This window comes from Enterobacter cloacae complex sp. IR5384 (genome assembly GCF_049237265.1).
GTDB lineage: Bacteria > Pseudomonadota > Gammaproteobacteria > Enterobacterales > Enterobacteriaceae > Enterobacter > Enterobacter cloacae.
Map to the genome: position 1 here is coordinate 48,814 of NZ_JBMKHJ010000015.1, position 23,894 is coordinate 72,707.

Consider the following 23,894-nt stretch of genomic DNA (forward strand, 5'->3'; position numbering starts at 1 on the left):
CTCTCAGGCAGGTTGATGAAGGCCGACGCGATTACCTTCGCTGTCGGTAAATAAAGCAATAGTACCAATACCGCGCGGTAACTCCAGCGGGCCAAACACGCACTCGCCGCCCGCAGAGGCAATGCGATCGAGCGTAGCGGTCAAATTGTCAGTATGCAGGTAGATAATGGCCCCCTGCACCGAGGGAATAATCCCCTCAAATTTTGCCAGCGCGCCGCCGGTGGCCGGATCCTCATGCGGGAATACCGCCAGCTCGGCGCTGTCCATTTTCTCGCGCCTCAGTGAAACCTGCATCACCGGCTCATAAAATTTGATGGCGCGATCCATATCCGCGACCGGAATTTCAAACCAGTTAATTACACTTTTCATACATCCTCCTGACTCTTGTTTGGGTTCAACAGGAGTCTACGACAGGGCTCCTGACAGCATACTGTCAGGAGTGTTTGTCAGGAGCAGATAAAAAAAATCCCGGTCAACAGACCGGGATTTCGATAACGCGATAAACGTCTTACGGCAGAATAGACGGCTGATCCGCCCCTTCTTTCTCGACTTTCTGCTGGAGCAGGTGCTCGCGCTTCATGCCAAGTTTCAGTGCCAGAGCGGACGCCACGTAGATTGACGACGCAGTACCGATAGACACACCGATCAGCATGGTCAGCGAGAAGCCTTCCAGCACTGGACCACCGAAGAGATACAGCATCAGGATCACCATCAAGGTGGTACCGGATGTGATCAAGGTACGGTGCAGCGTCTGGGTCAACGACACGTTAAAGATTTCGTACGGCGTACCGCGACGGATCTTACGGAAGTTTTCACGAATACGGTCAGATACCACGATACTGTCGTTCAGGGAGTAACCGATAACGGACATCAGGGATGCCACAATTGTCAGGTCAATCTCAATATGGAACAGAGACAGTACGCCCATGGTGATCACCACGTCGTGCGCCAGTGCGATAACCACACCCGCCGCCAGTCGCCACTCAAAGCGGAAACCGACGTAAACCAGGATGGAGATCAGCGCCACCAGCAGTGCCATCGCACCGGTTTGCGCCAGGTCCGCACCCACGCTCGGGCCGACGAACTCAATACGCTTAACCGTGGCGTTCTGGCTGGTTGTTTCGTTAATCACGCTAACAACCTTGCTGCCCAGTTCCTGACTGCCGTTGGCATCGTGTACCGGCGGCATACGCACCATGATGTCGCGGCTGCTGCCGAAGTTCTGCAGCAGCGGCTCTTCAAAGCCCGCTTTCTGCAGTGACTGACGCATCTGGTCCATATCGACCGGTTTTTCCAGGGTGATTTCAATCACCGTACCACCGGTGAAATCCAGACCCCAGTTAAAGCCTTTTACGCCCATAACGACGATGGACAGAATCAGCAGTAAACCTGAAATGCCGAAGGCCCAGTAGTCCCAGCGCATAAAGTCCCAGACTTTACGGCCGTGGTTCAATTGTTCAACAGTATATTCCTGTGCCACAACGCACTCCTCAGATAGACAGCTTTTTGACGCGCTTGCCGCCGTACAGCAGGTTCACGATGGCACGGGTGCCGACAATAGCAGTAAACATTGACGTTGCAACACCGATACCGGTGGTAATCGCAAAGCCTTTGATTGCGCCAGTCCCCACTGCATACAGGATAAGAACCTTGATCAGTGTTGTTACGTTCGCATCGAAGATGGAGCTGAACGCGCCTTTATAGCCTTCATCAATCGCCTGCTGAACAGAGCGACCGTTGCTCAACTCTTCTTTGATACGTTCGTTAATCAGTACGTTGGCGTCGACTGCCACCGCAAGGGTCAGAACGATACCCGCAATCCCCGGCATGGTCAGCGTCGCCCCTGGCAGCAGGGACATAATGCCGATGATCAGCACCAGGTTCGCGATCAGCGCGGAGGTGGCAATCAGACCAAACTTCTTATAGAAGAAGATCATGAAGAGGATAGAGACCGCCAGACCGGCCAGACACGCTTCCAGCCCCTGCTGGATGTTTTGCATACCCAGAGTTGGACCAATGGTACGTTCTTCAACAATCTGAATTGGCGCAATCAGCGCACCGGCACGCAGCAGCAGAGAGAGCTGACGCGCTTCGTTCGGGTTGTTGATACCGGTAATACGGAAGCTGTTACCCAGACGAGACTGGATATTGGCGATGTTAATCACCTCTTCCTCTTTCACCAGCACCGCACGGCCGTTAGCGTCTTTCTTACCGCTGTCTTTGTACTCCACGAACAGGGTTGCCATCGGTTTACCGATGTTGTCCTTGGTGAAGTTAGACATGATGTTACCACCCGCGCTGTCCAGCGAGATGTTAACCTGCGGCTGGTTGTACTCGTCCTGGCTGGAGGTGGAGTCGGTGATATGGTCACCGGTCAGGATCACGCGTTTGTACAGCACAACGGGCTGACCTTCGCGGGTCTCTTTCACTTCCGAGTCACCCGGAATACGGCCAGAAGCGGCAGCAGACTGGTCAACGTTGGTGTTCACCAGACGGAATTCCAGCGTTGCAGTGGCGCCCAGAATCTCTTTCGCGCGCGCGGTGTCCTGAATACCCGGCAGTTCTACAACGATACGGTCAGCACCCTGACGCTGCACCAGCGGTTCAGCCACGCCCAGTTGGTTTACACGGTTGCGCAGAATGTTGATGTTCTGCTGAACGGCATATTCACGCGCTTCTTTCAGACGGGCGTCGGTCATTACCGCGCGCAGCTGGTTGCTGCCCTGAGCGGTGATCACCAGGTCACGGTGACGTTGGGTCAGGTAATCTACAGCCTGATCGCGCGCCGCACTGTCGCGGAACGTGATGCTCATACCGTAGTTATCTTCTTTACGAACGGTGGTATACGCGATGCCTTTATCACGCAGATCGCTGCGCAGGCTATCGATATTCTGTTCCTGCAGTTTGCCCAGCGCGGTATCCATATCCACTTCCATCAGGAAGTGTACGCCGCCACGGAGGTCAAGACCGAGTTTCATTGGCTCTGCGCTCAGCGCAGCCAGCCAACGTGGGGTAGCAGGAGCAAGGTTAAGCGCCACGACGTATTTATCACCCAGCACGCCCATCAGCGCTTCGCGAGCGCGGAGCTGCGTGTCGGTGGTGTCGAAGCGAGCAAGAATTGCGCCCTCTTCCAGAGCCACAGACTTAGCGGTAATTTTTTCTTCTTGTAACGTTTTCTGGACCTGGATCAGCGTTTGCTCACTGGCGGCGACACCGCGCGCGCCAGTGATTTGAACAGCCGGATCCTCACCATACAGGTTGGGAAGCGCGTACAGCAGGCCGACGAGAATCACGACGACCAGCATGATGTACTTCCACAAAGGATAACGGTTTAACACGGCAGTTCCCTTTGGGAAAAGTTGGGATTACAGCGCCTTCATGGTGCCTTTCGGCAGAACGGCAGCTACGAAGTCACGTTTGATAACCACTTCAGTGGTGTCGTTCAGGGCGATAGCAATGTAGCCACTTTCAGCCACTTTGGTTACGCGACCGACCAGGCCACCGTTAGTCAGGACTTCATCACCTTTCGCGATGGAGTCCATCAGCTTTTTGTGCTCTTTGGTACGCTTCTGCTGTGGGCGCAGGATCATGAAGTAGAAGATCAGACCGAACACAACCAGCATCAGAATCAGAGACATCGGGCTGCCCTGCGCTGGAGCACCTGTTGCCGCTACCGCATCAGAAATAAAAAAGCTCATTCAAATTCCCTCATTATTAATATTAATCAACGTTCAAAGGTGGAACGGTTCGACCCTGACGTTGGTAAAAATCGGTCACGAAGCTCTCTAATTTACCCTCTTCGATAGCCTTGCGTAAACCAGCCATTAAGCGCTGATAATAGCGAAGGTTATGAATGGTATTGAGACGCGCGCCCAAAATCTCATTGCAACGATCGAGATGATGCAAATACGCGCGAGAATAATTGCGACAGGTGTAGCAATCGCACTCGGCATCGAGCGGACTGGTGTCACTCTTATGCTTCGCGTTACGGATTTTCACCACGCCATCGGTAACAAACAGATGACCGTTACGTGCGTTACGGGTTGGCATGACGCAGTCGAACATATCGATGCCGCGGCGCACACCTTCAACCAGATCTTCTGGCTTACCCACACCCATCAGGTAACGGGGTTTATCCGCCGGGATTTGCGGGCAGACATGTTCCAGAATACGGTGCATGTCTTCCTTCGGCTCACCCACAGCTAAACCGCCGACAGCGTAGCCATCAAAACCTATCTCTACCAGACCTTTAACAGAGATATCGCGTAAATCTTCGTAAACACTGCCCTGGATAATGCCGAACAGCGCATTTTTGTTCTGCAGGGAGTCAAAACGGTCGCGGCTACGCTTCGCCCAGCGCAGCGACATCTCCATGGAACGTTTAGCGTAATCCCAGTCCGCCGGGTATGGCGTACATTCGTCGAAGATCATCACGATGTCAGAGCCGAGATCGTACTGAATCTCCATAGACTTTTCAGGATCGAGGAAAATCGGATCGCCGTTGATCGGGTTACGGAAGTGGACGCCCTCCTCGGTGATCTTGCGAATATCACCCAGGCTGAAGACCTGGAAACCGCCAGAATCGGTCAGGATCGGGCCTTTCCACTGCATGAAGTCATGCAGATCGCCGTGAAGCTTCATGATCTCCTGACCAGGACGCAGCCACAGGTGGAAGGTATTACCGAGGATAATCTGGGCGCCAGTGGCTTCTACTTCTTCCGGCGTCATCCCTTTTACGGTGCCGTAAGTCCCCACAGGCATAAACGCGGGGGTTTCCACCACGCCGCGATCAAACACCAGGCGACCGCGACGCGCGCGGCCATCGGTGGTATCGAGTTCAAATTTCATTTTTATTCCTCTGTGCCAGAAAAACAGTCCAACACATTATTCCGGTGCCGCGGACTTATTCCCCGACACGCTCATTCAAAGCCAGCGGATTGTACGTGATAAACATCGCGTCCCCGTAGCTAAAAAAGCGATATTTTTGTTCTACCGCAGACTTGTATGCCGCCATGGTGTGCTGATACCCCGCAAAGGCGGAGACCAGCATAATCAGCGTTGATTCAGGCAGATGGAAATTGGTCACCAGAGCATCGATGACTTTGTACTGATAGCCCGGATAGATAAAGATCTGCGTATCGCCAAAGAATGGCTCGATCAGATCTTTTTGAGCCGCCTGGGCAGCGCTCTCCAGTGAACGTACGGAGGTGGTGCCTACTGCAACAACGCGGCTGCCGCGCGCTTTTGCCGCCAGAACCGCATCAACAACCTCCTGCGGCACTTCAGCATACTCAGAGTGCATGATGTGATCTTCAATGCTGTCTACCCGCACCGGCTGGAAGGTGCCCGCGCCGACGTGCAGCGTCACAAACGCCATCTCCACGCCTTTCGCGCGTAATTTTTCCAGCAGCGGTTCGTCAAAGTGCAAACCCGCCGTCGGCGCCGCTACCGCGCCAGGCTTCTGGCTGTAGACGGTCTGGTAGAGCTCACGATCGGCCTCTTCATCCGGGCGCTCAATGTACGGCGGCAAAGGCATGTGGCCGATGGCATTGAGAATATCCAGCACCGTGCGCTCATCGTTGAACTCCACTTCGAACAGCGCGTCGTGGCGCGCGGTCATGGTTGCTTTGATGCTCTCGTCATCGCCCAGCAGCAGTTCGGCACCCGGTTTAGGTGCTTTAGAGGCGCGAATATGTGCCAGAATACGTTTATCATCGAGCATACGTTCGACCAGCACTTCAATCTTGCCGCCGCTGGCCTTGCGGCCAAACAGACGCGCCGGGATCACGCGGGTATTGTTAAAGACCAGCAGATCGCCAGGGTTGAGCTTGTCGAGCAGATCGGTGAAAGTACCGTGCGTCAGCTCGCCCGTTGGCCCGTCCAGTGACAGCAAGCGACAGCTACTGCGCTCAGGCATTGGATAGTGAGCAATCAGGGATTCAGGTAGTTCAAAGGAGAAATCGGCGACGCGCATGACGTATACTCGTGACTTAAAAACAGGCGGCATAGTCTAGTGCTCACACCCTTTTGCTGCAACAACTAGCCGCCCCCGGACAAATAAAACGCATGAATTTTCTCGCTCACCTGCACCTCGCTCACCTCGCTGACAGCTCCCTTTCCGGCAATTTGCTGGCCGATTTCGTCCGCGGCAACCCCGCCGAGACCTGGCCCGCTGAGGTTGTCGACGGGATTTTTATGCATCGTCGTATCGATGTCATGACGGATAACCTGCCAGAAGTAACCGAGGCCAAAGCGTGGTTTCGCCCTGAAACGCGCCGCGTTGCGCCAATCTCGCTTGATGTCATGTGGGACCATTTCCTGTCGCGCCACTGGGAGCAGCTGTCGCCGAAGATGCCATTGCCGGATTTTGTGCGTTATGCCCACCAGCAGGTGTCGATCATTCTGCCCGACTCGCCGCCGCGCTTTGTGAATCTGAATAATTACCTGTGGTCGGAACGCTGGCTGGAGCGCTATCGCGAGATGGACTTCATCCAGAATGTGTTAAATGGGATGGCGAGCCGCCGACCGCGTCTGGATGCGCTACGCGATTCATGGCATGACCTGGACGAACATTACGATGCGCTGGAAACGCGTTTCTGGCAGTTTTACCCGCGAATGATGGCGCAGGCGAAAAACAAACAGCTCTGACAGAATTCGCATTGATAGGTAAAAGCTGGCGGAACGATTGTCACCACCTCTTTGTCTTATCCATGAACACTCTCTATACTGGCTCGCGTTGCGTTCCAAATAACCTTAGTATCTACAGGAGAATCATATGGTTCTGGTAACTCGTCCGGCTCCGGATTTTACAGCTGCAGCAGTTCTGGGCAACGGTGAAATCGTTGAAAACTTCAACTTCAAACAGCACACCAACGGTAAAGCGACCGTTCTGTTCTTCTGGCCAATGGACTTCACTTTCGTTTGCCCGTCTGAGCTGATCGCGTTCGACAAACGTTATGAAGAATTCCAGAAGCGTGGCGTAGAAGTGGTTGGCGTCTCCTTCGACTCTGAGTTTGTACACAACGCATGGCGTAACACCCCTGTCGACAAAGGCGGCATCGGTGCGGTGAAATACGCAATGGTTGCGGACATCAAACGCGAAATCCAGCAGGCTTACGGTATCGAACATCCGGACGCTGGCGTTGCGCTGCGTGGCTCCTTCCTGATCGACGCGAACGGCATCGTGCGTCACCAGGTTGTGAACGATCTGCCGCTGGGTCGTAACATCGACGAAATGCTGCGTATGGTTGACGCGCTGCAGTTCCACGAAGAGCACGGTGAAGTGTGCCCGGCTCAGTGGGAAAAAGGTAAAGAAGGTATGTCTGCATCCCCAGACGGCGTTGCGAAATACCTGTCCGAGAACGTATCCAGCCTGTAATCGGCACGGTTTACGAAAAAGGCCCGCTTATGCGGGCCTTTTTGTTATCACGCCGTCAGCCAAACCAGACGGAAGCAGAAATCGCCGGCAGGGAGAGGATCCCCTCCTGCACGCTCCCTTTCCCCTCTTTTAGCTGCCACGCGCTCACGTTAAGCAGCGGAGAGTCATCCAGCACCACTTCGCACGCCTCACCCCGGTTGATGGCTACCAGCACGCGCTGCTGGTTATAGACGCGGACAAACACCACCACGTTGTCGTGGGCATAAACCACCTGACAACCGCCGTAGCGCAGCGCCTGGCTCTGCTTACGCAGTTTCGCCAGCCGCTGATACAGGCTGAACAGCACATTGTCCTGCTTCGCCGGATCCCATGGGAAGGTTTTGCGGCAGAATGGATCGTTGTTCCCGTCCAGCCCCACCTCATCGCCGTAATAGATGCACGGCACGCCCGGCCAGGTAAAGAGCCAGGTCACCGCCAGCGGCAGGCGCGCGACATCCTTACCGAGCAGGGATTTAAATCGCGCGGTGTCATGGCTGTCCAGCTGGTTAAACATCCGTAACTGCTGCTGATGCGAAAGACTGGCGCGGTAGTTATCCATCCACGCCATGCAGGTTTCCGCATCAATATGTTGCGGATCGTAGGAAATATCGGTGTTAGCAAGGAATCCCCACAGCGGGAAGGTAAAACCGCGATAGTTCATTGCCGCATCTTCTGCGTCCGCCTGCAGCCACTGGCGCGCGTCGCCAAAATGTTCGCCAAACACGAACGCCTCCGGCTGCGCGGCTTTTGCTGCACGGGTGATCCCGGCGACGTGCTGAAGGTTATTACGCGCCCCGCCCGCTTCACCGAGCATATGCACCACGTCAAGACGCCAGCCATCCATATTCCATGGCTCACTCAACCAGTGGCGCACAATGCTGTTTTCACCGCCGTAAATCTCATTCACCAGCGTTGGCGACTGGAAATCCAGCTTTGGCAGGCTCGGATAGCCCAGCCAGTCCAGCGCGCGACCCTCCTCGTTGAAGCTGTACCAGTCGCGCTGGGGTGAATCCGGGTTATGGCACGCCCCGCCCATCGACTGGTTATGACGGTCAAACCACGCGTGTGAGTCGCCGCTGTGGTTGAACACGCCGTCCAGAATCAGACGCATGCCCTCTATTTGCGTATTTTTACGCAGACGAAGCAGCGCGTCATCACCGCCAAACTGCGGGTCAACGTGGCGATAATCGGCGGTATCGTATTTATGCACGCTCGGTGCTTTAAACACCGGGTTAAGGTACAGCGCCGTCACGCCCAGCTTCTTCAGATACGGTAGCTTTTCGCTGATGCCGTCAAGATCGCCGCCGTAGAACGTCGAGCCGCCCGCCTGCGCGGTTAACGGCTCATCCCATTCTTTCAGGATAATGTCGTGTCCTGCAGCGTGGTGGTAATAAACTTTATCCTGCCCGGCGGTGCGCGTTTCGCTGCGCGCAAAGCGATCCGGGAAGATCTGATAGAAGACCTGATCGTTAACCCACTGCGGGCCAGCGTCCGGGTAATCGACGGCAAACTGCTCCAGCCGCGCCGGAGGAAAACGGCTAAATCCCTGCGGGGTAAACCACAGCTGGCGGTTATTCCAGAGCAGCTTAAAGCTATAGCGTCGGCGCGGCTGGCCGCTGCGCAAGTCGATGTTTGCCCGCCATGCCGTTACGCCAGGCTGCGGCTGGCTGCGCTGTTTGTGCATTTTCAGCGTGGTTTCTTCATTATCGACTTCAGCGCGTAGCGTCACGCGTTCAGGCTGATTTTCCCCCGCCAGCCAGAGCGTAATCACAAGGTTGTCTTTGTTTTGCTTAACAAATGGGGCAACCGGAAGGTGCCAGGCGTTTAACATCACGAATCCCCTTTGATGAAATTGACGTCACCTTGCCACAGGGTGATTAAGGTTAGCTCACCATGACGTGATTTATTGGGGGAGGAGAAAGGAGGAGGAGACAAAATTCCCTCTCCCACAGGGAGAGGGCATAAAATATTACTGCGCCTGCGCCAGCTGACGGTCGCGGCGGCATTTAAACACCCAACCCACCAGCAGCAGTACGATCCACGCACAGCCTACGTAGAGGGAAATACGGGTATCAGGATGGTAGCCAATCAGGCCGATGATAAACACCAGGAAGATCAGCCCAACGACGGTCGTCGCTACCCCGCCTGGCACTTTAAACTTCAGCGCTTTTGCCTCCTCAGGGGACAGACGGCGGCGGAACGCAATCTGCGACAGCAGGATCATGATCCACACCCACACGGTCGCGAAGGTCGCCAGAGAAGCGATCACCAGGAAGACGTTTTCCGGCATGATGTAGTTCAGGTAGACCGACAGCAGCAGCGCAACGGTCATCACCATAACCGTCACCCACGGCGTGCCGCGACGGGAGGTTTTGGCAAAGAGCTTTGGCGCACTGCCCTGCTCTGCCATGCCGTGCAGCATGCGGCCCACGCCAAAGACGTCACTGTTGATCGCTGACAGCGACGCGGTCAAGACCACAAAGTTCAGGATGCTGGCCGCAAAGGCGATGCCCATATGCTGGAAGGTCAGCACAAACGGGCTACCGTTGGTCCCCACCTGGTTCCACGGATAGATAGACATAATGACGAACAGCGTACCCACATAGAACACCAGAATACGCATCGGCACCGAGTTGATGGCGCGCGGAATGGACTTCTCCGGGTCTTTGGCTTCCCCGGCGGTGATCCCGATAATCTCAATCCCGCCGTAGGCGAACATCACCATCTGGAGCGACATCACCATGCCGAGCCAGCCGTTGCTGAAGAAACCACCGTTGCTCCAGAGGTTATGAATACCGGTTGGCTGGCCGCCGTTACCGATCCCCCAGATGATGATGCCGAAACCGGCCACAATCATGATGATGATGGTGGCAACCTTGAAGAAGGAGAACCAGAACTCCAGTTCTCCAAAGACCTTCACGCTCATCAGGTTGACGGCACAGATAATCAGCACCACGCTCAACACCCAAATCCAGTGCGGTACCGCCGGGAACCAGACGCCCATGTAGATGCCAAAGGCGGTGACGTCGGCAATGGCCACAATCAGAATTTCGAAGCAGTAGGTCCAGCCGGTGATAAACCCGGCCAGCGGGCCTAAATTCTCCTGCGCATAGCGCGAGAATGAACTGGCTGAAGGGTTATGAACCGACATCTCTCCCAGCGCACGCATGATGATATACGCCGCCACGCCGCCGATGATGTAGGCCAGCAGAACGCTTGGACCGGCCATTTTGATGGCATCTGCCGAGCCATAAAAAAGACCGGTACCGATAGCGGAGCCGAGCGCCATAAAGCGAATGTGGCGCGTGCTCAGTCCACGTTTGAGTTTGTTAGTACTTTCCATTTAAATCTTGCCATTCAACACGAAAAAAACAAAAAACCACGGGGCCTTAAGCCCCGTGGTTAAACAGTTTGTTGCCGTTGATTAATGGGCGTTCGATGCGACCTGACGCCCTGCAGCACGGTCCCAGATAATGGCCAGAACCAGTGCAACAACGGTAGGCATCAGCCAGGCCAGACCTTGCTCAGACAGCGGCAGACGCTGTGTCCAGGCTGGCAGGATGTGAGCAAACGCTGATGCTTTAATCCCGTCAAGGATACCAAAAATCAGGCTGATAAACATGGCTGGCGCAATAATTCGCGAGGAGTTGTTCCACCACGGGCGCGTAAAGCTCAACACCACCAGCACGATACACGGCGGATAGATGGCCGTCAGCACCGGAATGGAGACCTGAATCAGGTGGCTCAGACCGAGGTTAGACACCGCCATGGAGAAGATGCCGAGGATGAATACCAGCGTGCGGTAAGAGAGCGGCAGATATTGCGCAAAGAACTCCGCACAGGCACAGGTCAGGCCAACCGCCGTCACCAGACAGGCCAGGAAGATCAGGGCCGCCAGCAGCATGCTGCCCGCACCGCCAAAGGTGTGCTGAACGTAAGCGTGCAGAATTGCCGCACCATTCGCGTTCTGATCGACCAGCGTGGCGCTATCGGAACCCAGGCGGAACAGCGCCAGATAGAGCAGCGTCAGGCCCACACCGGCCATCAGACCAGCCCAGATGGTATAGCGGGTCAGCAGACGCGCTTCGGTCACACCACGGGAACGAGCGGCGTTCACGATAACGATACCAAACACCATCGCGCCCAGCGTATCCATGGTCAGATAGCCGTTCACAAATCCGTTAGAGAAGGCCGCGTTTTGGTAGGCATCCATCGCGCTGCTGATAGGACCCGCAGGCCAGATAATGGCCGCAACCGCCAGCACGATCAGCGCGATAATTTTGAGTGGAGCCAGGAAGTTACCCACGGTATCCAGCAGTTTGCCCGGATAGAGGGAGACCAGAATCACAATAGCGAAGTAAACCAGGCTGTAGATAAACAGCGGCATCGCACCGTCACCGGTCAGTGGCGCAATCCCCACTTCGAAGGAGACTGTCGCGGTACGCGGGGTCGCAAACAGCGGGCCAACGGCCAGATAACACACCGTTGCCAGCAGGACGCCAGCCACTTTACCAATTGGGGTGCTGAGGCTATCAACGCCGCCGCCAACTTTCGCCAGCGCAACCACGGTCAACACCGGCAGGCCCACGGCAGTGATCAGGAAACCAAATGCTGCTGTCCAGACGTGTTCACCCGCCTGTAAGCCAACCATTGGGGGAAAAATGATGTTGCCTGCGCCAACGAACAGCGCAAATGTCATAAAGCCCAGCGCGATGATGTCACGCGATTTTAAGTGATGGGTCATAAAACCTTACTGCCTGTGGATGTGGTGTTGAATATATTGAGATTTTCGCCATCCCCAATGGGACGATACAGCGGAAATTTTGCTCAATTTCAGCGGGATATGCTCCCGTCCTGGCGTGGAGAAGAATAGTTTTTCGATTTACCACGCAAATACAGTCGGTCTGACAGTATCTGGGGGGCAATTTAAACGCTTATAACGTTTAAAGGCAAGGAGGGATCGTAAAACCAGAACAATATGCCAGCATGAAAACACCAACCAGAATAATTCGCTAATATCATGAAAAAGCCATGGCTAATCATGCGAACAAAAAAGCACCAGCCGTATAAAATTCATTCGCGTTTCGCTTTACTGCAAAGCAAACGGGCCAGCAATAGCTGGCCCGTGGAAAGGTAAAATGACACACCCGCCGTCAGGCGATCTTTTTGGCAATTAATCGTTCCGGTATAACGAAACTGAAACGGGTTCCTTTGCCCAGCGTGCTTTGAATATCGAGGCGGCTTTCGTGGTGATTCACCGCGTGCTTCACAATGGCCAGCCCCAGCCCGCTTCCCCCCGTTTGCCGGGAACGGGCTTTATCTACCCGGTAAAACCGCTCGGTCAGACGTGGAAGATGCTCAGGCGCAATGCCCGGCCCGTTATCCTCAACGCTAAACTCGGCACCCGTTGGTGTCTGCTGCCAGCGCACCATAATATCCGTTCCTTCCGGGGTATGATTAACCGCGTTATAGACCAGGTTAGAGATAGCACTCCGCAGTTCATCCTCGCTCCCGAGCACCTTCAGACTGTTATCGACGTCAAAGGTCAGATGATGTTTTTTATGGCTTAAGGTTTGCGCTTCGCGCTCCACTACCCGCAGCATCATCGGTACGTCGATAGTGTCATTTAAGGCAAGCGTCGGAGCCGCCTCAATCTTCGACAGCGTCAGCAGCTGTTTCACCAGCCCTTCCATACGGTGCGTCTGCTCGCGCATGGTATGCAGCGCCTTCTCACGCGGCGCACCTTCAAGCGTCTGCTCCTGCATCATCTCCAGATAGCCCTGCAGTACCGTCAGCGGCGTGCGCAGCTCGTGGCTCACGTTGGCGAAGAAGTTGCGTCGTGCCCCTTCCAGCTGGTGCATCTGGGTGACGTCACGCGCCACCATCAGCCATTGCCGATCGCTGTAGGGCATCACACGTATTTCAAGATGACGGCCATTGTTGAGCTTCAGATTGTGCGGACGCGTGAAATCACGTTTTTTCAGATACTGCGTGAACTCCGGATAACGCAAAAGGTTGAGGATGTTCTGACCATTATCGTCCGGCCAGCGCAGGCCCAGCAGCTGTTGGGCGAGACCGTTACACCAGAAGATTGTCCCCTCTTCCGTGGTCAGAATCACTGCATCCGGCAGCGATTCCGCACCGCTGCGAAAGCGTTTAATCAGGCTTCCCAGCTCGCGACGGCGCTTTTTATTACGCATCTGCATCTGATGCAGACCGTAAAGCAGCGGCTCCCAGCTCCCGCTTCCCGGGGGTGGCGTCATACTTCTGTCAACCCACAGCCACCAGGAGAGGCGCAGTAAGTTCCAGAAATGCCAGATCAGCAGCCCGGTCACGGACGCCAGCAGAAACCACGGCAGGTATCCAAGAAAGGCCCCCAAAATGAAGGCCGGAATACAACATAAGATCAGTTCAAAGACGAGCCTTTTCCATGACAGACGTTCCAGCACGCGTCACACTCCTGTCATTGTTCAGAAACGGGTAGAAAAACGATAACCCGTGCCGCGGACCGTCTGTACCATGCGATCGTGGCCGCTCAGTTCCAGCGCTTTACGCAGGCGGCGGATATGTACGTCAACCGTCCGGTCTTCGACATACACGTTAGTTCCCCAGACGTTATTCAGCAACTGTTCGCGGCTGTAAACACGCTCCGGGTGAGTCATAAAGAAATGCAGGAGTTTGAATTCGGTAGGCCCCATGTCGAGGGGATTTTCGCCCGTCATAACACGGTGCGAGGTGGGATCAAGGCTCAGGCCCTGCATCTCAATGACCTCTTCCACCGCCATCGGTGAAATACGGCGCATCACAGCTTTAATACGGGCAACCAGCTCTTTCGGTGAGAAGGGTTTGGTAATGTAATCATCCGCGCCGGTCTCAAGGCCGCGCACGCGATCTTCCTCTTCACCGCGCGCGGTAAGCATGACAACGGGGATATCGCGGGTCATCGCTTCACGCTTGAGGTGTTTGATAAACTGCAGTCCGGAGCCGCCAGGCAACATCCAGTCAAGCAGGATCAGATCGGGCCAGGGTTCATTCAGCTGGTTCACCGCGCTGTCATAATCTTCCGCTTCAACCGGCTGGAAGCCATTTTGTTCGAGCACGAAGCACACCATTTCACGAATTGGAGCTTCATCTTCTACGACCAGAATACGTCTCGCCATACTTTGCCCTGTCTTATCTTATTTAAGTTACAAGTTTGTAATGCGGCGTCATTATGCGTCAGATTTATGACAGATTTATGAAAAACAGTACCACGTAAAATGGCAAACTGTTGTTTTATTACAGCGGTTATTTTCCAGCTTCTGAAAGTTTATAATCCCCATTCCCTTTTTTTGCCACGGATTCGCTATGCGCATATTACACACCTCGGACTGGCATCTGGGTCAAAACTTTTACAGCAAAAGCCGGGCAGCGGAGCATGAAGCGTTCCTGAACTGGCTGCTGGACACGGCCCGATCGCACGAGGTGGACGCGATTATTGTTGCGGGTGACATTTTCGATACCGGTTCGCCGCCAAGCTATGCGCGTGAGCTCTACAACCGCTTCGTGGTAAATCTGCAAAAAACCGGCTGTCATCTGGTGATTGTCGCCGGTAACCACGACTCCGTCGCAACGCTGAATGAATCCCGCGATATCCTGGCCTTCCTTAACACGACCGTGGTAGCCAGCGCCGGTCATGCGCCGCAGATCCTGAAAAAACGTGACGGTACACCGGGAGCAGTGCTGTGTCCGGTGCCCTTCCTGCGCCCACGCGATATCGTGCAAAGCCAGGCGGGGATGTCTGGCGGGGAAAAGCAGCAGCATCTGTTGCAGAGCATCACGGACTATTATCACCAGCAACATACGGATGCCTGCGCCCTGCGCGGCGAACAGGCCATTCCGGTGATTGCCACCGGGCATCTTACTACCGTCGGCGCCAGTAAAAGTGACGCGGTGCGTGACATCTATATTGGTACGCTGGACGCCTTCCCGGCGCAAAATTTCCCGCCAGCGGATTATATCGCGCTCGGGCATATTCACCGGGCGCAGGTCATCGGCGGTTGCGAGCACATTCGCTACTGCGGCTCGCCCATTGCGCTCAGTTTTGATGAGACCGGCAAAGCCAAATGTGTGCACCTGGTGAGCTTTAATGAGGGCAAACTCAGCGCCGTGGAGTCGCTGGAGGTCCCCGTCACCCAACCGCTGGCGGTGCTGAAGGGCGATCTGGCGGCGATTACCGCTCAGCTGGAGCAGTGGCGCGGTGTCGAGCAAAATCCGCCCATCTGGCTGGATATTGAAATCACGACCGACGACTACCTGCATGATATGCAGCGTAAAATTCAGGCGTTGACGGAAGATCTGCCCGTCGAGGTCTTACTGGTTCGCCGCAGCCGCGAACAGCGCGAGAAAATTCTGCTGGGTGCACAGCGTGAAACGCTCAGCGAACTGAGGGTGGAAGAGGTATTTGAACGCCGACTGTCGCAGGAAGAGATTGACGACACCACGCGCGCAAGGCTTAACGAGCTGTTCCTTCATACCCTGCACGCGCTCAGCGATGAGGAAGAAAACGCATGAAAATTCTGAGCCTGCGTCTGAAAAACCTCAACTCCCTTAAGGGCGAGTGGAAAATTGACTTTACCGCCGAGCCGTTTGCCAGCAACGGGCTGTTCGCCATTACCGGCGCGACCGGTGCCGGGAAAACGACCCTGCTCGACGCTATCTGTCTGGCCCTTTACCACGAAACGCCGCGTCTGCAAAAAGTCTCCCAGGCACAAAACGACCTGATGACCCGCGATACCGCCGAGTGCCTGGCCGAGGTGGAGTTTGAGGTAAAAGGCATAGCGTATCGTGCGTTCTGGAGCCAGAACCGCGCGCGCAATCAGCCAGACGGAAACCTGCAGGCACCGCGCGTTGAACTGGCGCGTTGTGAAGACGGTAAAATTCTGGCCGATAAAGTGACGGACAAACTGGAGCAAACCGCCGCGCTCACCGGGCTGGATTATAGCCGTTTTACCCGTTCAATGTTGCTCTCTCAGGGGCAGTTTGCCGCCTTCCTCAATGCGAAACCGGGCGATCGCGCCGAACTGCTGGAAGAGCTGACCGGCACCGAGATCTACGGTCAGATCTCAGCCATGGTGTTCGAGAAACATAAGGCCGCCCGTAACGCGCTTGAGATGTGCGAGGCGCAGGCCGCAGGGGTAGTGCTACTGAGCGAAGCGCAACAGCAGCAGTTACAGCAGAGTTTGCAGGCACTTACTGACGAAGAGAAAACCCTGCTGACTCAGCAGCAGAACCAACAGCGCGATTTTCAGTGGCTGACGCGCAACGACGAGCTTATTCGCGAGCAGCAGCGGGTTATGCTCCTGCAACAGCAGGCGCAGCAGGCGCTGACCGACGCCGCGCCTGAGCTGGCCAAGCTCCAGCTTGCGCAGCCCGCCGCCCAGCTTCGCCCCCTGTGGGATAGCCAGCAAGAACAAACCACGCGCCTCGCGCAGACAAAGCAGCGCATTGTCGAAGTAAATACTCGCTTACAGGCCAAAGCCGCGCAGCGCTCACGCATCCGTCATACGGCGCTGCGTACCCATGCGCAACTGCAGAGTGACCTTACGATCCAGGCAACATGGCTGGCGGAGCATGAACGTTACCGCATGTGGGGCCAGGAGATTGCTGGCTGGCGCGCCCATTTTGCGCAGTTGAACCGCGATAAACATCAGATTGCCACGCTTGCAGCCCGTATTGCTGAATTATGTCAGAAGCTCGCCGGGATGCCGGAAAACCCCCTGACGTTGACGGCGGATGACGTGGCAGCGGCAATGGAGCAACAGTCCAGGTCACGCCCTTTACGCCAGCGCCTGACCACGCTTCATGCCCGCTATCAGCCGCTGCAAAAACGGCTGCAAGAGAACGCGGATACCCGGCAAAAAGCGCAGTCCGAGCAGGTAAAACTCAATGAAACGCTGACGCTGCGCCGCCAGCAGTACAAAGAAAAAAACCAGCACTATGTCGATTTGAAAGCGTTGTGTGAAAGCGAAGCGACGATCAAAAAGCTGGAAAGCTACCGCTCGCAGCTTGAGGCCGGAAAACCCTGCCCACTGTGCGGCTCCAGTGAACATCCCGCGATTGAGACGTATCAGGCGCTTGAGCTCACCGATAACCAGCGGCGCCGGGACGCGCTGGAAAAAGAGGTCGCCGCGCTTAAAGAGGAAGGTCTGCTGGTGCTGGGACAGGTCAATGCCCTGACGCAGCAGATCCAGCGAGCAACAGACGAAGCGCAGGCGCTCTCTCAGGAAGAGCAAGCACTTACTAAAGAGTGGCAGGAGGTCTGTGCAGACCTGAATATCTCATTGAATATTCAGGAAGATATCACCCCATGGATGAACGAACAGGAACAGTACGAACGTCAGCTCTATCAGCTCAGCCAGCGCCTGACGCTGCAAAACCAGCTTAACGAACAGCAAGCGCAGGAGCGTCAGTACCAGCAGCAGCTGTCGGCTACGCGTCAGGCACTGGAAAACGCCCTGCTCGCGCTGTCGCTGCATGTTCCTGAAGAGGGGGAAGAGACCGCCTGGCTGTACGCCCGGGAAACGGAATTTAACCTGTGGCAGGAAAAACAGACGCAGCATGCTGCGATTCAGGAGCGCATTAATACCCTGAAACCGCTGCTCGACACGCTTCCGGCAGGCGATGACACCGAGGCAGAACCGGCCATTCCTGAGAACTGGCGCGAGATCCACGACGAATGCCTTTCCCTGCAAAGCCAGCTTGCCACCCTGCAGCAGCAGGAGAGTCTGGAAAGCGAGCGGCTACAGCACGCCACAGCGCAATTTGCCACCGCGCTGGCGGCAAGCTGCTTCGCCGATCGCGAGGCCTTTCTCGCCGCGCTGCTGGATGAGGAGACCATCCGCCATCTTGAACAACGCAAGCAGACGCTGGAGAGCCAGCTTCAGCAGGCAATTGCGCTTAGCGGGCAGGCTGAACAGCAGCTACAGGCCCACCAGCATCAGCGACCGGAAGGGCTGGACGCCGACGCGCAAACCCTGCATGCGCAGCTACAGCAGTTGGCGCAGCAGCTTCGCGAGAACACCACTCATCAGGGGGAGATCCGCCAGCAGCTTAAGCAGGACAGCGATAACCGCCAGCACCAGCTGGCGCTGATGCAGCAAATTGACGAGGCCTCACGTCTGGCCGAGGACTGGGGTTATCTGAATGCGCTGATAGGCTCCAGCACTGGCGACAAGTTCCGTAAATTCGCCCAGGGTCTGACGCTGGATAATCTGGTCTGGCTCGCTAACCAGCAGCTTAACCGCCTGCACGGGCGCTATTTGCTGCAGCGTAAAGTCAGCGACGCACTGGAGCTGGAGGTGGTTGATACCTGGCAGGCCGATGCCGTACGCGATACCCGCACGCTTTCTGGCGGCGAAAGCTTCCTCGTCAGTCTGGCGCTGGCGCTGGCACTTTCCGACCTGGTGAGCCACAAAACGCGAATCGATTCGCTGTTCCTGGATGAAGGTTTCGGCACGCTCGACAGCGAGACGCTGGACACCGCGCTGGATGCGCTCGACGCGCTGAATGCCACCGGGAAAACCATCGGCGTGATAAGCCACGTCGAGGCTATGAAGGAGCGTATTCCGGTGCAAATCAAAGTGAAGAAGATTAATGGACTGGGGTATAGCAGGCTGGATAAGGAGTTTGCGGTGCAGTAAAGGCCCACTGCATTCTGTAGGCCGGGTAAGGCGTAGCCGCCACCCGGCTTTTTTATTGCGGCTGCCTGAATTCGCCCGGTGGCGCTTCGCTTACCGGGCCTACGAATTTGCTGGCCATAACCACGCTGCGCCGCGCACGCCGCTGGAGTCACCGTGGACGGCTTTGCGGATTGGGGTTTCACACTCGCCGCCGAAGACCCACTGTTTGACGAGAGCAGGCACCGTCGCGTACAGCCGGTCAACGTTGCTCATCCCACCGCCCAGCACAATCACATCAGGATCGAGAATGTTCACCACATGCGCCAGCGATTTCGCCAGGCGCATTTCGTAGCGGCTCAACGCCAGTTCCGCCACGGGATCCTGCTCCTCAACCAGACGCATGATCTCGTTCCCCTTAAGCGGCTGACCGCTCAGGCGGTGGTAATCGGTGGCAAAACCGGTGCCGGAGATAAACGTCTCAATACAGCCCTGTTTTCCACAGTAGCACGGCACTTCAGTACGGTATTTAAGTTCGTCTTCATCCATCCATGGCAATGGGTTATGTCCCCACTCGCCTGCCGTACCGTTACCGCCAATATGCGCACGCCCGCCGAACGCCACACCGGCCCCGCAGCCGGTACCGATGATGACAGCAAAAACGGTCTGGGCACCGGCCGCCGCACCGTCAATTGCCTCTGATACCGCCAGACAGTTCGCATCATTTGCCAGACGCACCTCACGCTGCAGACGCGCGCTCAAATCTTTATCAAAAGGCTGGCCATTGAGCCAGGTGGAGTTGGCGTTTTTCACCACCCCGGTATAAGGCGAAATGGACCCGGGAATGCCCATCCCGACGGAGCCGGTCTGTCCTGTCGCCTGCTCTGCCATCTCAACCAGCCGGGCAATCGTCTCGATAGTCTGGTGATAATCGTCGCGCGGCGTGGGCAGGCGGTGACGGAAAAGCTGCTCCCCCTGCTCGCTCAGTGCGATAACTTCAGTTTTGGTGCCGCCCAAATCAATCCCAATACGCACAAGACTCTCCTCATTATTTTGATTATCAACAGAGTAGAAGCACGCTTCCCGATTAGCAATGCAAGCGATGCGACAATTCGTTATCATGCCCGCTGATTTAACGACAAGGCCGTGGAAATTATCATGCTGTGGTTCAAAAATTTGATGGTTTACCGTCTCAGCCGCGACGTTTCGCTGCGTGCAGAAGAGATGGAAAAACAGTTAGCCGCTTATACCTTTTCCCCTTGCGGAAGCCAGGATATGGCAAAAACCGGTTGGGTTCCGCCAATGGGTTCACAAAGCGATGCCCTGACCCACGCCAGCAGCACGGGTCAAATCATCGTTTGCGCCCGTAAAGAAGAGAAAATCCTGCCCACGCCGGTGGTGAAACAAGCGCTGGAAGCGAAAATTTTTAAGCTTGAAGCCGAACAGGGCCGCAAGCTGAAAAAGACCGAAAAAGATTCCCTGAAAGACGAAGTGTTGCACTCCCTGCTGCCGCGCGCGTTTAGCCGCTTCAGCCAGACCATGATGTGGATCGATACCGTCAACGGGCTGATCATGGTGGACTGCGCCAGCGCCAAAAAAGCGGAAGATACGCTGGCCCTGCTGCGTAAGAGCATCGGCTCTTTGCCGGTGGTTCCACTGGCGCTGGAAACGCCTATCGAGTTAACCCTGACCGAATGGGTTCGCAGCGGCACGGCGGCGCAAGGGTTCCAGATCCTCGATGAGGCCGAACTGAAAGCCCTGCTTGAGGATGGCGGTGTCATCCGCGCGAAAAAGCAGGATCTGGTGAGCGATGAGATCGCCGTCCACATTGAAGCAGGCAAAGTGGTCACTAAACTGGCGCTCGACTGGCAGCAGCGTATTCAGTTTGTGATGTGTGACGATGGCTCTGTTAAGCGCCTGAAGTTCTGCGATGAACTGCGCGATCAGAACGAAGATATCGATCGTGAAGATTACGCCCAGCGCTTTGATGCGGACTTTATCCTGATGACCGGCGAGCTGGCCGCGTTGATTCAAAATCTGGTAGAAGGCCTCGGCGGCGAAGCGCAGAGATAATTTCGTCTCAACCTGCCCCTCTCCCCAACGGGGAGAGGGAAGAAGATTATTTCAGATAGCGGCACAGATAAGAGGTCGGTTCAGCAACCTGCAGATGAAACTCACTGTGGCCAGGGACGTTGAAAACTTCGCCGGCAGAGTAAACTTTCCATTCCGTTTCACCCGGCAGTAAGACGTTAAGCGCACCACTTACCACCGTCATCTCTTCAGCTTCGGCCGTACCAAAGGTGTACTCCCCTTCAGCCATCACGCCGACACTGGCGCGGCCAGTGCTGCTGCTGGTAAAACCAATGGATTTCACTTTACCGGAAAAGTATTCGTTACTTTGAAGCATGAACTGGCCCTTATATTTTTAGATAAAAATTCACTATAGGGGCCATGCTCATGACCTGTCACGCAAAATCATCAGGTAAGGAGTTCTGAGGCCAGACGCGCCATCAGAACGTTGGACAACAGTACCGGCACATCCAGCGCTTTTTGCAGTAGATCGCGGTGATGCTGGTGGAACCCCAGGCAGTCGAGGATCAATACATCAGCCCCGCGCTCCAGTAGCTCCTTCCCGGCCGCAATGAGTTTGGCCTCACTGTCCCAGAAGGGATTGGCCAGCGCATACAGGGGCGTTTTTTCAAGCACGTGCCATTTTGCTTCCTGGTTGTCCATGAGTTCTTCAATGGGCACAATCACCCCCACCTGGTGTCCGTCCACAATGGATGCCACCAGAGGCGGAATGATTCGCATCGGTTCGAGTAAAATCGCATTACGCGCCATGAGTCCCTTAATGGGAGCAGTACTCATCAGCAAAATAACGTCATACTCTTGATTATCGAGCACTTCTATTACTGCCTGCAGCGAGCGCTCAATTTTCTGTCGTGAAACATGCGCCAGTTTACCGTCGCTTAATAACGTCGCCAGGGGATCCTCCCCCGCCTCTACAGCGTAGTCCTCCATGACCTCTTCCCGGCTCATCTTCCCCAGCAGGCTGAGATGCGTGATCTGTTGTTCAGATACATGCTCGGTTAAGAGCGGTAACACTTCGCTTACAGGGACCACACCAATAGTGATGATCGCCAACGTTGCCTTCATCGTCTTCGCCTTCCATTACTACAAAAACTTATTACACAGGTACAGGCTCACTACGCTGCACAGTTCGTTTTTTCAACAAAACAGCACCAAGCGTAGCAGGTGATCTCCATCCCGAAATGTAAAGATCACCTGCCGGTAACGGAGCTACCTGTAATAACTAAATATTAACTCCTGCTTAACATTAGCGATGAGTAAAAAGTGTGATTCAGGCACGGTATTGGAGCGTTTAGGAAAACATTTATGACTTATCGGGATCTTCGTAGCGCCGTTTCGCATCCAGCGCTTCCTGTTCAGTCTCATGTTCACTGATGAGAGAGTCGGGTTTAGGGTGATCGGCACGCAGTTGATACCAGGTCACGGTTTGATCGCCATTGCCTTTTTCAACGGTAACAATACGTGCTTCACGCGGATAGGGAGGTCTGGTTGGCATAGCTCATCCTTTTTTTATGTCAGAGCTATAAGTATAGACGGCGGTTAGCTGGCACAAGCCAAACGCAGGGCGGTAATAATCTGAATCACAACCTCTTCGGGCGACGCGGAAGCATCCACTACGTGATGTGCCGCTTCTCGGTATAACGCATCGCGCTCCGCCAGCACCTCGCTCACCTCTTCGCTGAGCGGTCTGGAGGTCAGCGCAGGGCGTTGCCCCTCTTCCGGAAACGCTTCCAGACGCCCCACCAGCGCAGCCACGGGCGCACAGAGATAAATCACAATCCCTTTTTCGCGCATAAAGCGGCGGTTATATGCCGCCAGAATAATTCCGCCGCCTGTGGCAATTACCGCATCGGGAGCCGTCACCGCTTCCAGCGCGGCCGTTTCACGGCTGCGAAAGCTCTCCCAGCCCTCTTTTTCGACGATATCCGCGATGGTTTGTCCGGCCTGCGTCTGCAGCCAGTGGTCGGTATCAACAAAATGACGTTGACAGGCACGCGCCAGCTCCAGGCCAACGGTGGTTTTCCCACAGCCGCGGGGGCCAACTAAAAAGATGGGTTGGGTCATAACCAGGTGTTTCCCCTTGATGCCGGATGGCTGAAGAGTGTAAAGAAATAATTGCAGAAGATGTTGCGTTTACTTTACTGCAAAGCGGTACGGAATGACAACCCTGTCACTGCCATACTGTACCACATATTGACAATGATTATCATTTAGCAGTACGACGTTTCACTTCCAGCAGCCACTTATCGAGCTCTGCGGCAAACTGCTGGCGGTCACGTTGAGATAAACTGTCTGGCCCGCCGGTCTGCACACCGCTGGCGCGAAGCGTATCCATGAAATCACGCATGGTCAGTTTTTCCCGGATGGTTGCTGGTGAGTAACGCTCCCCGCGCGGGTTCAGCGCTGCGGCGCCCTTTTCCAGTACCTCTGCGGCCAAAGGAATATCCGCCGTGATCACCAGATCCTCCGCGCTGCACAGCCGTACGATCTCGTTATCCGCCACATCAAAACCGGCAGGAACCCGCAACGCACGAATGAATCGGGAAGGCGGTACGCGGATATTCTGGTTTGCCACCAGCGTAAGCGGCATCTGAACACGCTCGGCAGCGCGGAACAAAATCTCTTTAATCACATTCGGACATGCGTCCGCATCAACCCAAATCGCCATAATGTCTCCCCTATTGATACTGGCGACTATTGTCGCCTGCATTTCGTTGTTAAGCTATCAA

At 55.3% G+C, this 23,894-nt stretch carries 22 protein-coding genes; 5 read left to right on the forward strand and 17 right to left on the reverse strand.

The genetic code is table 11. From position 1 onward, the window contains the following. Nucleotides 1-3: 3 nt before the first annotated feature. From ACOTX3_RS14010 to queA, 6 genes are all read right to left on the reverse strand, one after another. The gene (locus tag ACOTX3_RS14010; RefSeq protein ID WP_020686373.1) at nucleotides 4-369 is read right to left on the reverse strand and encodes a VOC family protein; all 366 of its coding nucleotides are present in this window, start codon (nucleotides 367-369) and stop codon (nucleotides 4-6) included. Between the two features lie 139 nt (nucleotides 370-508). After that, nucleotides 509-1,480, reverse strand: coding sequence for a protein translocase subunit SecF (gene secF, locus ACOTX3_RS14015; RefSeq protein ID WP_013095834.1), 972 nt, complete (start codon nucleotides 1,478-1,480; stop codon nucleotides 509-511). Nucleotides 1,481-1,490: 10 nt separating this feature from the next. After that, nucleotides 1,491-3,338: a protein translocase subunit SecD gene (secD, locus tag ACOTX3_RS14020; RefSeq protein ID WP_072205080.1), complete on the reverse strand. Its 1,848-nt coding sequence runs from the start codon at nucleotides 3,336-3,338 to the stop codon at nucleotides 1,491-1,493. Between the two features lie 27 nt (nucleotides 3,339-3,365). Further along, a complete protein-coding gene (yajC, locus tag ACOTX3_RS14025; RefSeq protein WP_000007630.1) occupies nucleotides 3,366-3,698 on the reverse strand; it encodes a preprotein translocase subunit YajC in 333 nt (110 codons plus the stop codon). Nucleotides 3,699-3,720: 22 nt separating this feature from the next. Next, the gene (gene tgt / locus ACOTX3_RS14030; protein WP_013095832.1) at nucleotides 3,721-4,848 is read right to left on the reverse strand and encodes a tRNA guanosine(34) transglycosylase Tgt; all 1,128 of its coding nucleotides are present in this window, start codon (nucleotides 4,846-4,848) and stop codon (nucleotides 3,721-3,723) included. A gap of 55 nt (nucleotides 4,849-4,903) precedes the next feature. After that, nucleotides 4,904-5,974, reverse strand: a complete 1,071-nt coding sequence (gene queA / locus ACOTX3_RS14035; RefSeq protein ID WP_029883413.1) for a tRNA preQ1(34) S-adenosylmethionine ribosyltransferase-isomerase QueA — start codon at nucleotides 5,972-5,974, stop codon at nucleotides 4,904-4,906. Between the two features lie 92 nt (nucleotides 5,975-6,066). On the opposite strand from queA, the gene acpH reads away from it, so the two are divergent. Together acpH and ACOTX3_RS14045 are read left to right on the forward strand one after the other, a co-directional pair. Continuing rightward, nucleotides 6,067-6,648, forward strand: coding sequence for an ACP phosphodiesterase (acpH, locus tag ACOTX3_RS14040; protein ID WP_058678427.1), 582 nt, complete (start codon nucleotides 6,067-6,069; stop codon nucleotides 6,646-6,648). A 127-nt stretch (nucleotides 6,649-6,775) separates the two neighbouring features. Continuing rightward, the gene (locus ACOTX3_RS14045) at nucleotides 6,776-7,378 is read left to right on the forward strand and encodes a peroxiredoxin (RefSeq protein ID WP_013095829.1); all 603 of its coding nucleotides are present in this window, start codon (nucleotides 6,776-6,778) and stop codon (nucleotides 7,376-7,378) included. A gap of 55 nt (nucleotides 7,379-7,433) precedes the next feature. On the opposite strand, the gene malZ is transcribed toward ACOTX3_RS14045, so the two are convergent. The 5 genes from malZ to phoB all read right to left on the reverse strand — a co-directional run bounded on the left by malZ (nucleotide 7,434) and on the right by phoB (nucleotide 14,577). Then, the gene (gene malZ, locus ACOTX3_RS14050; protein WP_058678426.1) at nucleotides 7,434-9,248 is read right to left on the reverse strand and encodes a maltodextrin glucosidase; all 1,815 of its coding nucleotides are present in this window, start codon (nucleotides 9,246-9,248) and stop codon (nucleotides 7,434-7,436) included. Between the two features lie 138 nt (nucleotides 9,249-9,386). Continuing rightward, complete coding sequence (proY, locus tag ACOTX3_RS14055) at nucleotides 9,387-10,760, reverse strand: proline-specific permease ProY (protein ID WP_058678425.1); 1,374 nt, start codon at nucleotides 10,758-10,760, stop codon at nucleotides 9,387-9,389. A gap of 81 nt (nucleotides 10,761-10,841) precedes the next feature. After that, on the reverse strand, nucleotides 10,842-12,161 hold the full coding sequence (brnQ, locus tag ACOTX3_RS14060; protein WP_013095826.1) for a branched-chain amino acid transporter carrier protein BrnQ: 1,320 nt from the start codon (nucleotides 12,159-12,161) through the stop codon (nucleotides 10,842-10,844). Nucleotides 12,162-12,570: 409 nt separating this feature from the next. After that, on the reverse strand, nucleotides 12,571-13,866 hold the full coding sequence (gene phoR, locus ACOTX3_RS14065; RefSeq protein ID WP_029883416.1) for a phosphate regulon sensor histidine kinase PhoR: 1,296 nt from the start codon (nucleotides 13,864-13,866) through the stop codon (nucleotides 12,571-12,573). A gap of 21 nt (nucleotides 13,867-13,887) precedes the next feature. Further along, on the reverse strand, nucleotides 13,888-14,577 hold the full coding sequence (phoB, locus tag ACOTX3_RS14070) for a phosphate response regulator transcription factor PhoB (protein ID WP_010428026.1): 690 nt from the start codon (nucleotides 14,575-14,577) through the stop codon (nucleotides 13,888-13,890). A gap of 187 nt (nucleotides 14,578-14,764) precedes the next feature. Between phoB and sbcD the strand changes: the two genes are divergently transcribed. After that, nucleotides 14,765-15,970, forward strand: coding sequence for an exonuclease subunit SbcD (sbcD, locus tag ACOTX3_RS14075; protein ID WP_038418788.1), 1,206 nt, complete (start codon nucleotides 14,765-14,767; stop codon nucleotides 15,968-15,970). Further along, nucleotides 15,967-19,098, forward strand: coding sequence for an exonuclease subunit SbcC (sbcC, locus tag ACOTX3_RS14080; protein ID WP_058678424.1), 3,132 nt, complete (start codon nucleotides 15,967-15,969; stop codon nucleotides 19,096-19,098). The genes sbcD and sbcC overlap by 4 nt, the downstream gene beginning before the upstream one ends. Nucleotides 19,099-19,197: 99 nt before the next feature. Here the strand turns inward: sbcC and mak are convergent, their stop codons facing one another. Then, nucleotides 19,198-20,109 (reverse strand): fructokinase, encoded by a 912-nt coding sequence (gene mak / locus ACOTX3_RS14085; RefSeq protein WP_058678423.1) that lies wholly within the window; start codon nucleotides 20,107-20,109, stop codon nucleotides 19,198-19,200. A gap of 123 nt (nucleotides 20,110-20,232) precedes the next feature. Here mak and rdgC point away from each other — a divergent pair, with 123 nt between their 5' ends. Next, nucleotides 20,233-21,147, forward strand: a complete 915-nt coding sequence (gene rdgC / locus ACOTX3_RS14090) for a recombination-associated protein RdgC (protein WP_013095820.1) — start codon at nucleotides 20,233-20,235, stop codon at nucleotides 21,145-21,147. Nucleotides 21,148-21,193: 46 nt separating this feature from the next. On the opposite strand, the gene ppnP is transcribed toward rdgC, so the two are convergent. From ppnP to ACOTX3_RS14115, 5 genes are all read right to left on the reverse strand, one after another. Continuing rightward, nucleotides 21,194-21,481 carry a pyrimidine/purine nucleoside phosphorylase gene (gene ppnP / locus ACOTX3_RS14095; protein ID WP_013095819.1) on the reverse strand — a complete coding sequence of 96 codons (288 nt, stop codon included), beginning with the start codon at nucleotides 21,479-21,481 and terminating at the stop codon, nucleotides 21,194-21,196. Between the two features lie 71 nt (nucleotides 21,482-21,552). Next, a complete protein-coding gene (locus ACOTX3_RS14100) occupies nucleotides 21,553-22,230 on the reverse strand; it encodes an AroM family protein (protein ID WP_013095818.1) in 678 nt (225 codons plus the stop codon). A 238-nt stretch (nucleotides 22,231-22,468) separates the two neighbouring features. Further along, nucleotides 22,469-22,660: a protein YaiA gene (yaiA, locus tag ACOTX3_RS14105; protein ID WP_013095817.1), complete on the reverse strand. Its 192-nt coding sequence runs from the start codon at nucleotides 22,658-22,660 to the stop codon at nucleotides 22,469-22,471. Nucleotides 22,661-22,704: 44 nt separating this feature from the next. Continuing rightward, nucleotides 22,705-23,229, reverse strand: coding sequence for a shikimate kinase AroL (gene aroL / locus ACOTX3_RS14110; protein ID WP_058678422.1), 525 nt, complete (start codon nucleotides 23,227-23,229; stop codon nucleotides 22,705-22,707). Between the two features lie 142 nt (nucleotides 23,230-23,371). Then, the gene (locus ACOTX3_RS14115) at nucleotides 23,372-23,833 is read right to left on the reverse strand and encodes a YaiI/YqxD family protein (RefSeq protein ID WP_013095815.1); all 462 of its coding nucleotides are present in this window, start codon (nucleotides 23,831-23,833) and stop codon (nucleotides 23,372-23,374) included. Nucleotides 23,834-23,894: the final 61 nt, after the last annotated feature.

What these genes read in the sequence shown, in the direction of transcription:
- ACOTX3_RS14010 (WP_020686373.1), bottom strand. Translation starts at nt 369, where the DNA reads ATGAAAAGTGTAATTAACTGGTTTGAAATTCCGGTCGCGGATATGGAT.
- yajC (WP_000007630.1), bottom strand. Translation starts at nt 3,698, where the DNA reads ATGAGCTTTTTTATTTCTGATGCGGTAGCGGCAACAGGTGCTCCAGCG.
- tgt (WP_013095832.1), bottom strand. Translation starts at nt 4,848, where the DNA reads ATGAAATTTGAACTCGATACCACCGATGGCCGCGCGCGTCGCGGTCGC.
- queA (WP_029883413.1), bottom strand. Translation starts at nt 5,974, where the DNA reads ATGCGCGTCGCCGATTTCTCCTTTGAACTACCTGAATCCCTGATTGCT.
- acpH (WP_058678427.1), top strand. Translation starts at nt 6,067, where the DNA reads ATGAATTTTCTCGCTCACCTGCACCTCGCTCACCTCGCTGACAGCTCC.
- ACOTX3_RS14045 (WP_013095829.1), top strand. Translation starts at nt 6,776, where the DNA reads ATGGTTCTGGTAACTCGTCCGGCTCCGGATTTTACAGCTGCAGCAGTT.
- malZ (WP_058678426.1), bottom strand. Translation starts at nt 9,248, where the DNA reads ATGTTAAACGCCTGGCACCTTCCGGTTGCCCCATTTGTTAAGCAAAAC.
- proY (WP_058678425.1), bottom strand. Translation starts at nt 10,760, where the DNA reads ATGGAAAGTACTAACAAACTCAAACGTGGACTGAGCACGCGCCACATT.
- brnQ (WP_013095826.1), bottom strand. Translation starts at nt 12,161, where the DNA reads ATGACCCATCACTTAAAATCGCGTGACATCATCGCGCTGGGCTTTATG.
- phoB (WP_010428026.1), bottom strand. Translation starts at nt 14,577, where the DNA reads ATGGCGAGACGTATTCTGGTCGTAGAAGATGAAGCTCCAATTCGTGAA.
- sbcD (WP_038418788.1), top strand. Translation starts at nt 14,765, where the DNA reads ATGCGCATATTACACACCTCGGACTGGCATCTGGGTCAAAACTTTTAC.
- sbcC (WP_058678424.1), top strand. Translation starts at nt 15,967, where the DNA reads ATGAAAATTCTGAGCCTGCGTCTGAAAAACCTCAACTCCCTTAAGGGC.
- rdgC (WP_013095820.1), top strand. Translation starts at nt 20,233, where the DNA reads ATGCTGTGGTTCAAAAATTTGATGGTTTACCGTCTCAGCCGCGACGTT.
- ppnP (WP_013095819.1), bottom strand. Translation starts at nt 21,481, where the DNA reads ATGCTTCAAAGTAACGAATACTTTTCCGGTAAAGTGAAATCCATTGGT.
- ACOTX3_RS14100 (WP_013095818.1), bottom strand. Translation starts at nt 22,230, where the DNA reads ATGAAGGCAACGTTGGCGATCATCACTATTGGTGTGGTCCCTGTAAGC.
- yaiA (WP_013095817.1), bottom strand. Translation starts at nt 22,660, where the DNA reads ATGCCAACCAGACCTCCCTATCCGCGTGAAGCACGTATTGTTACCGTT.
- aroL (WP_058678422.1), bottom strand. Translation starts at nt 23,229, where the DNA reads ATGACCCAACCCATCTTTTTAGTTGGCCCCCGCGGCTGTGGGAAAACC.
- ACOTX3_RS14115 (WP_013095815.1), bottom strand. Translation starts at nt 23,833, where the DNA reads ATGGCGATTTGGGTTGATGCGGACGCATGTCCGAATGTGATTAAAGAG.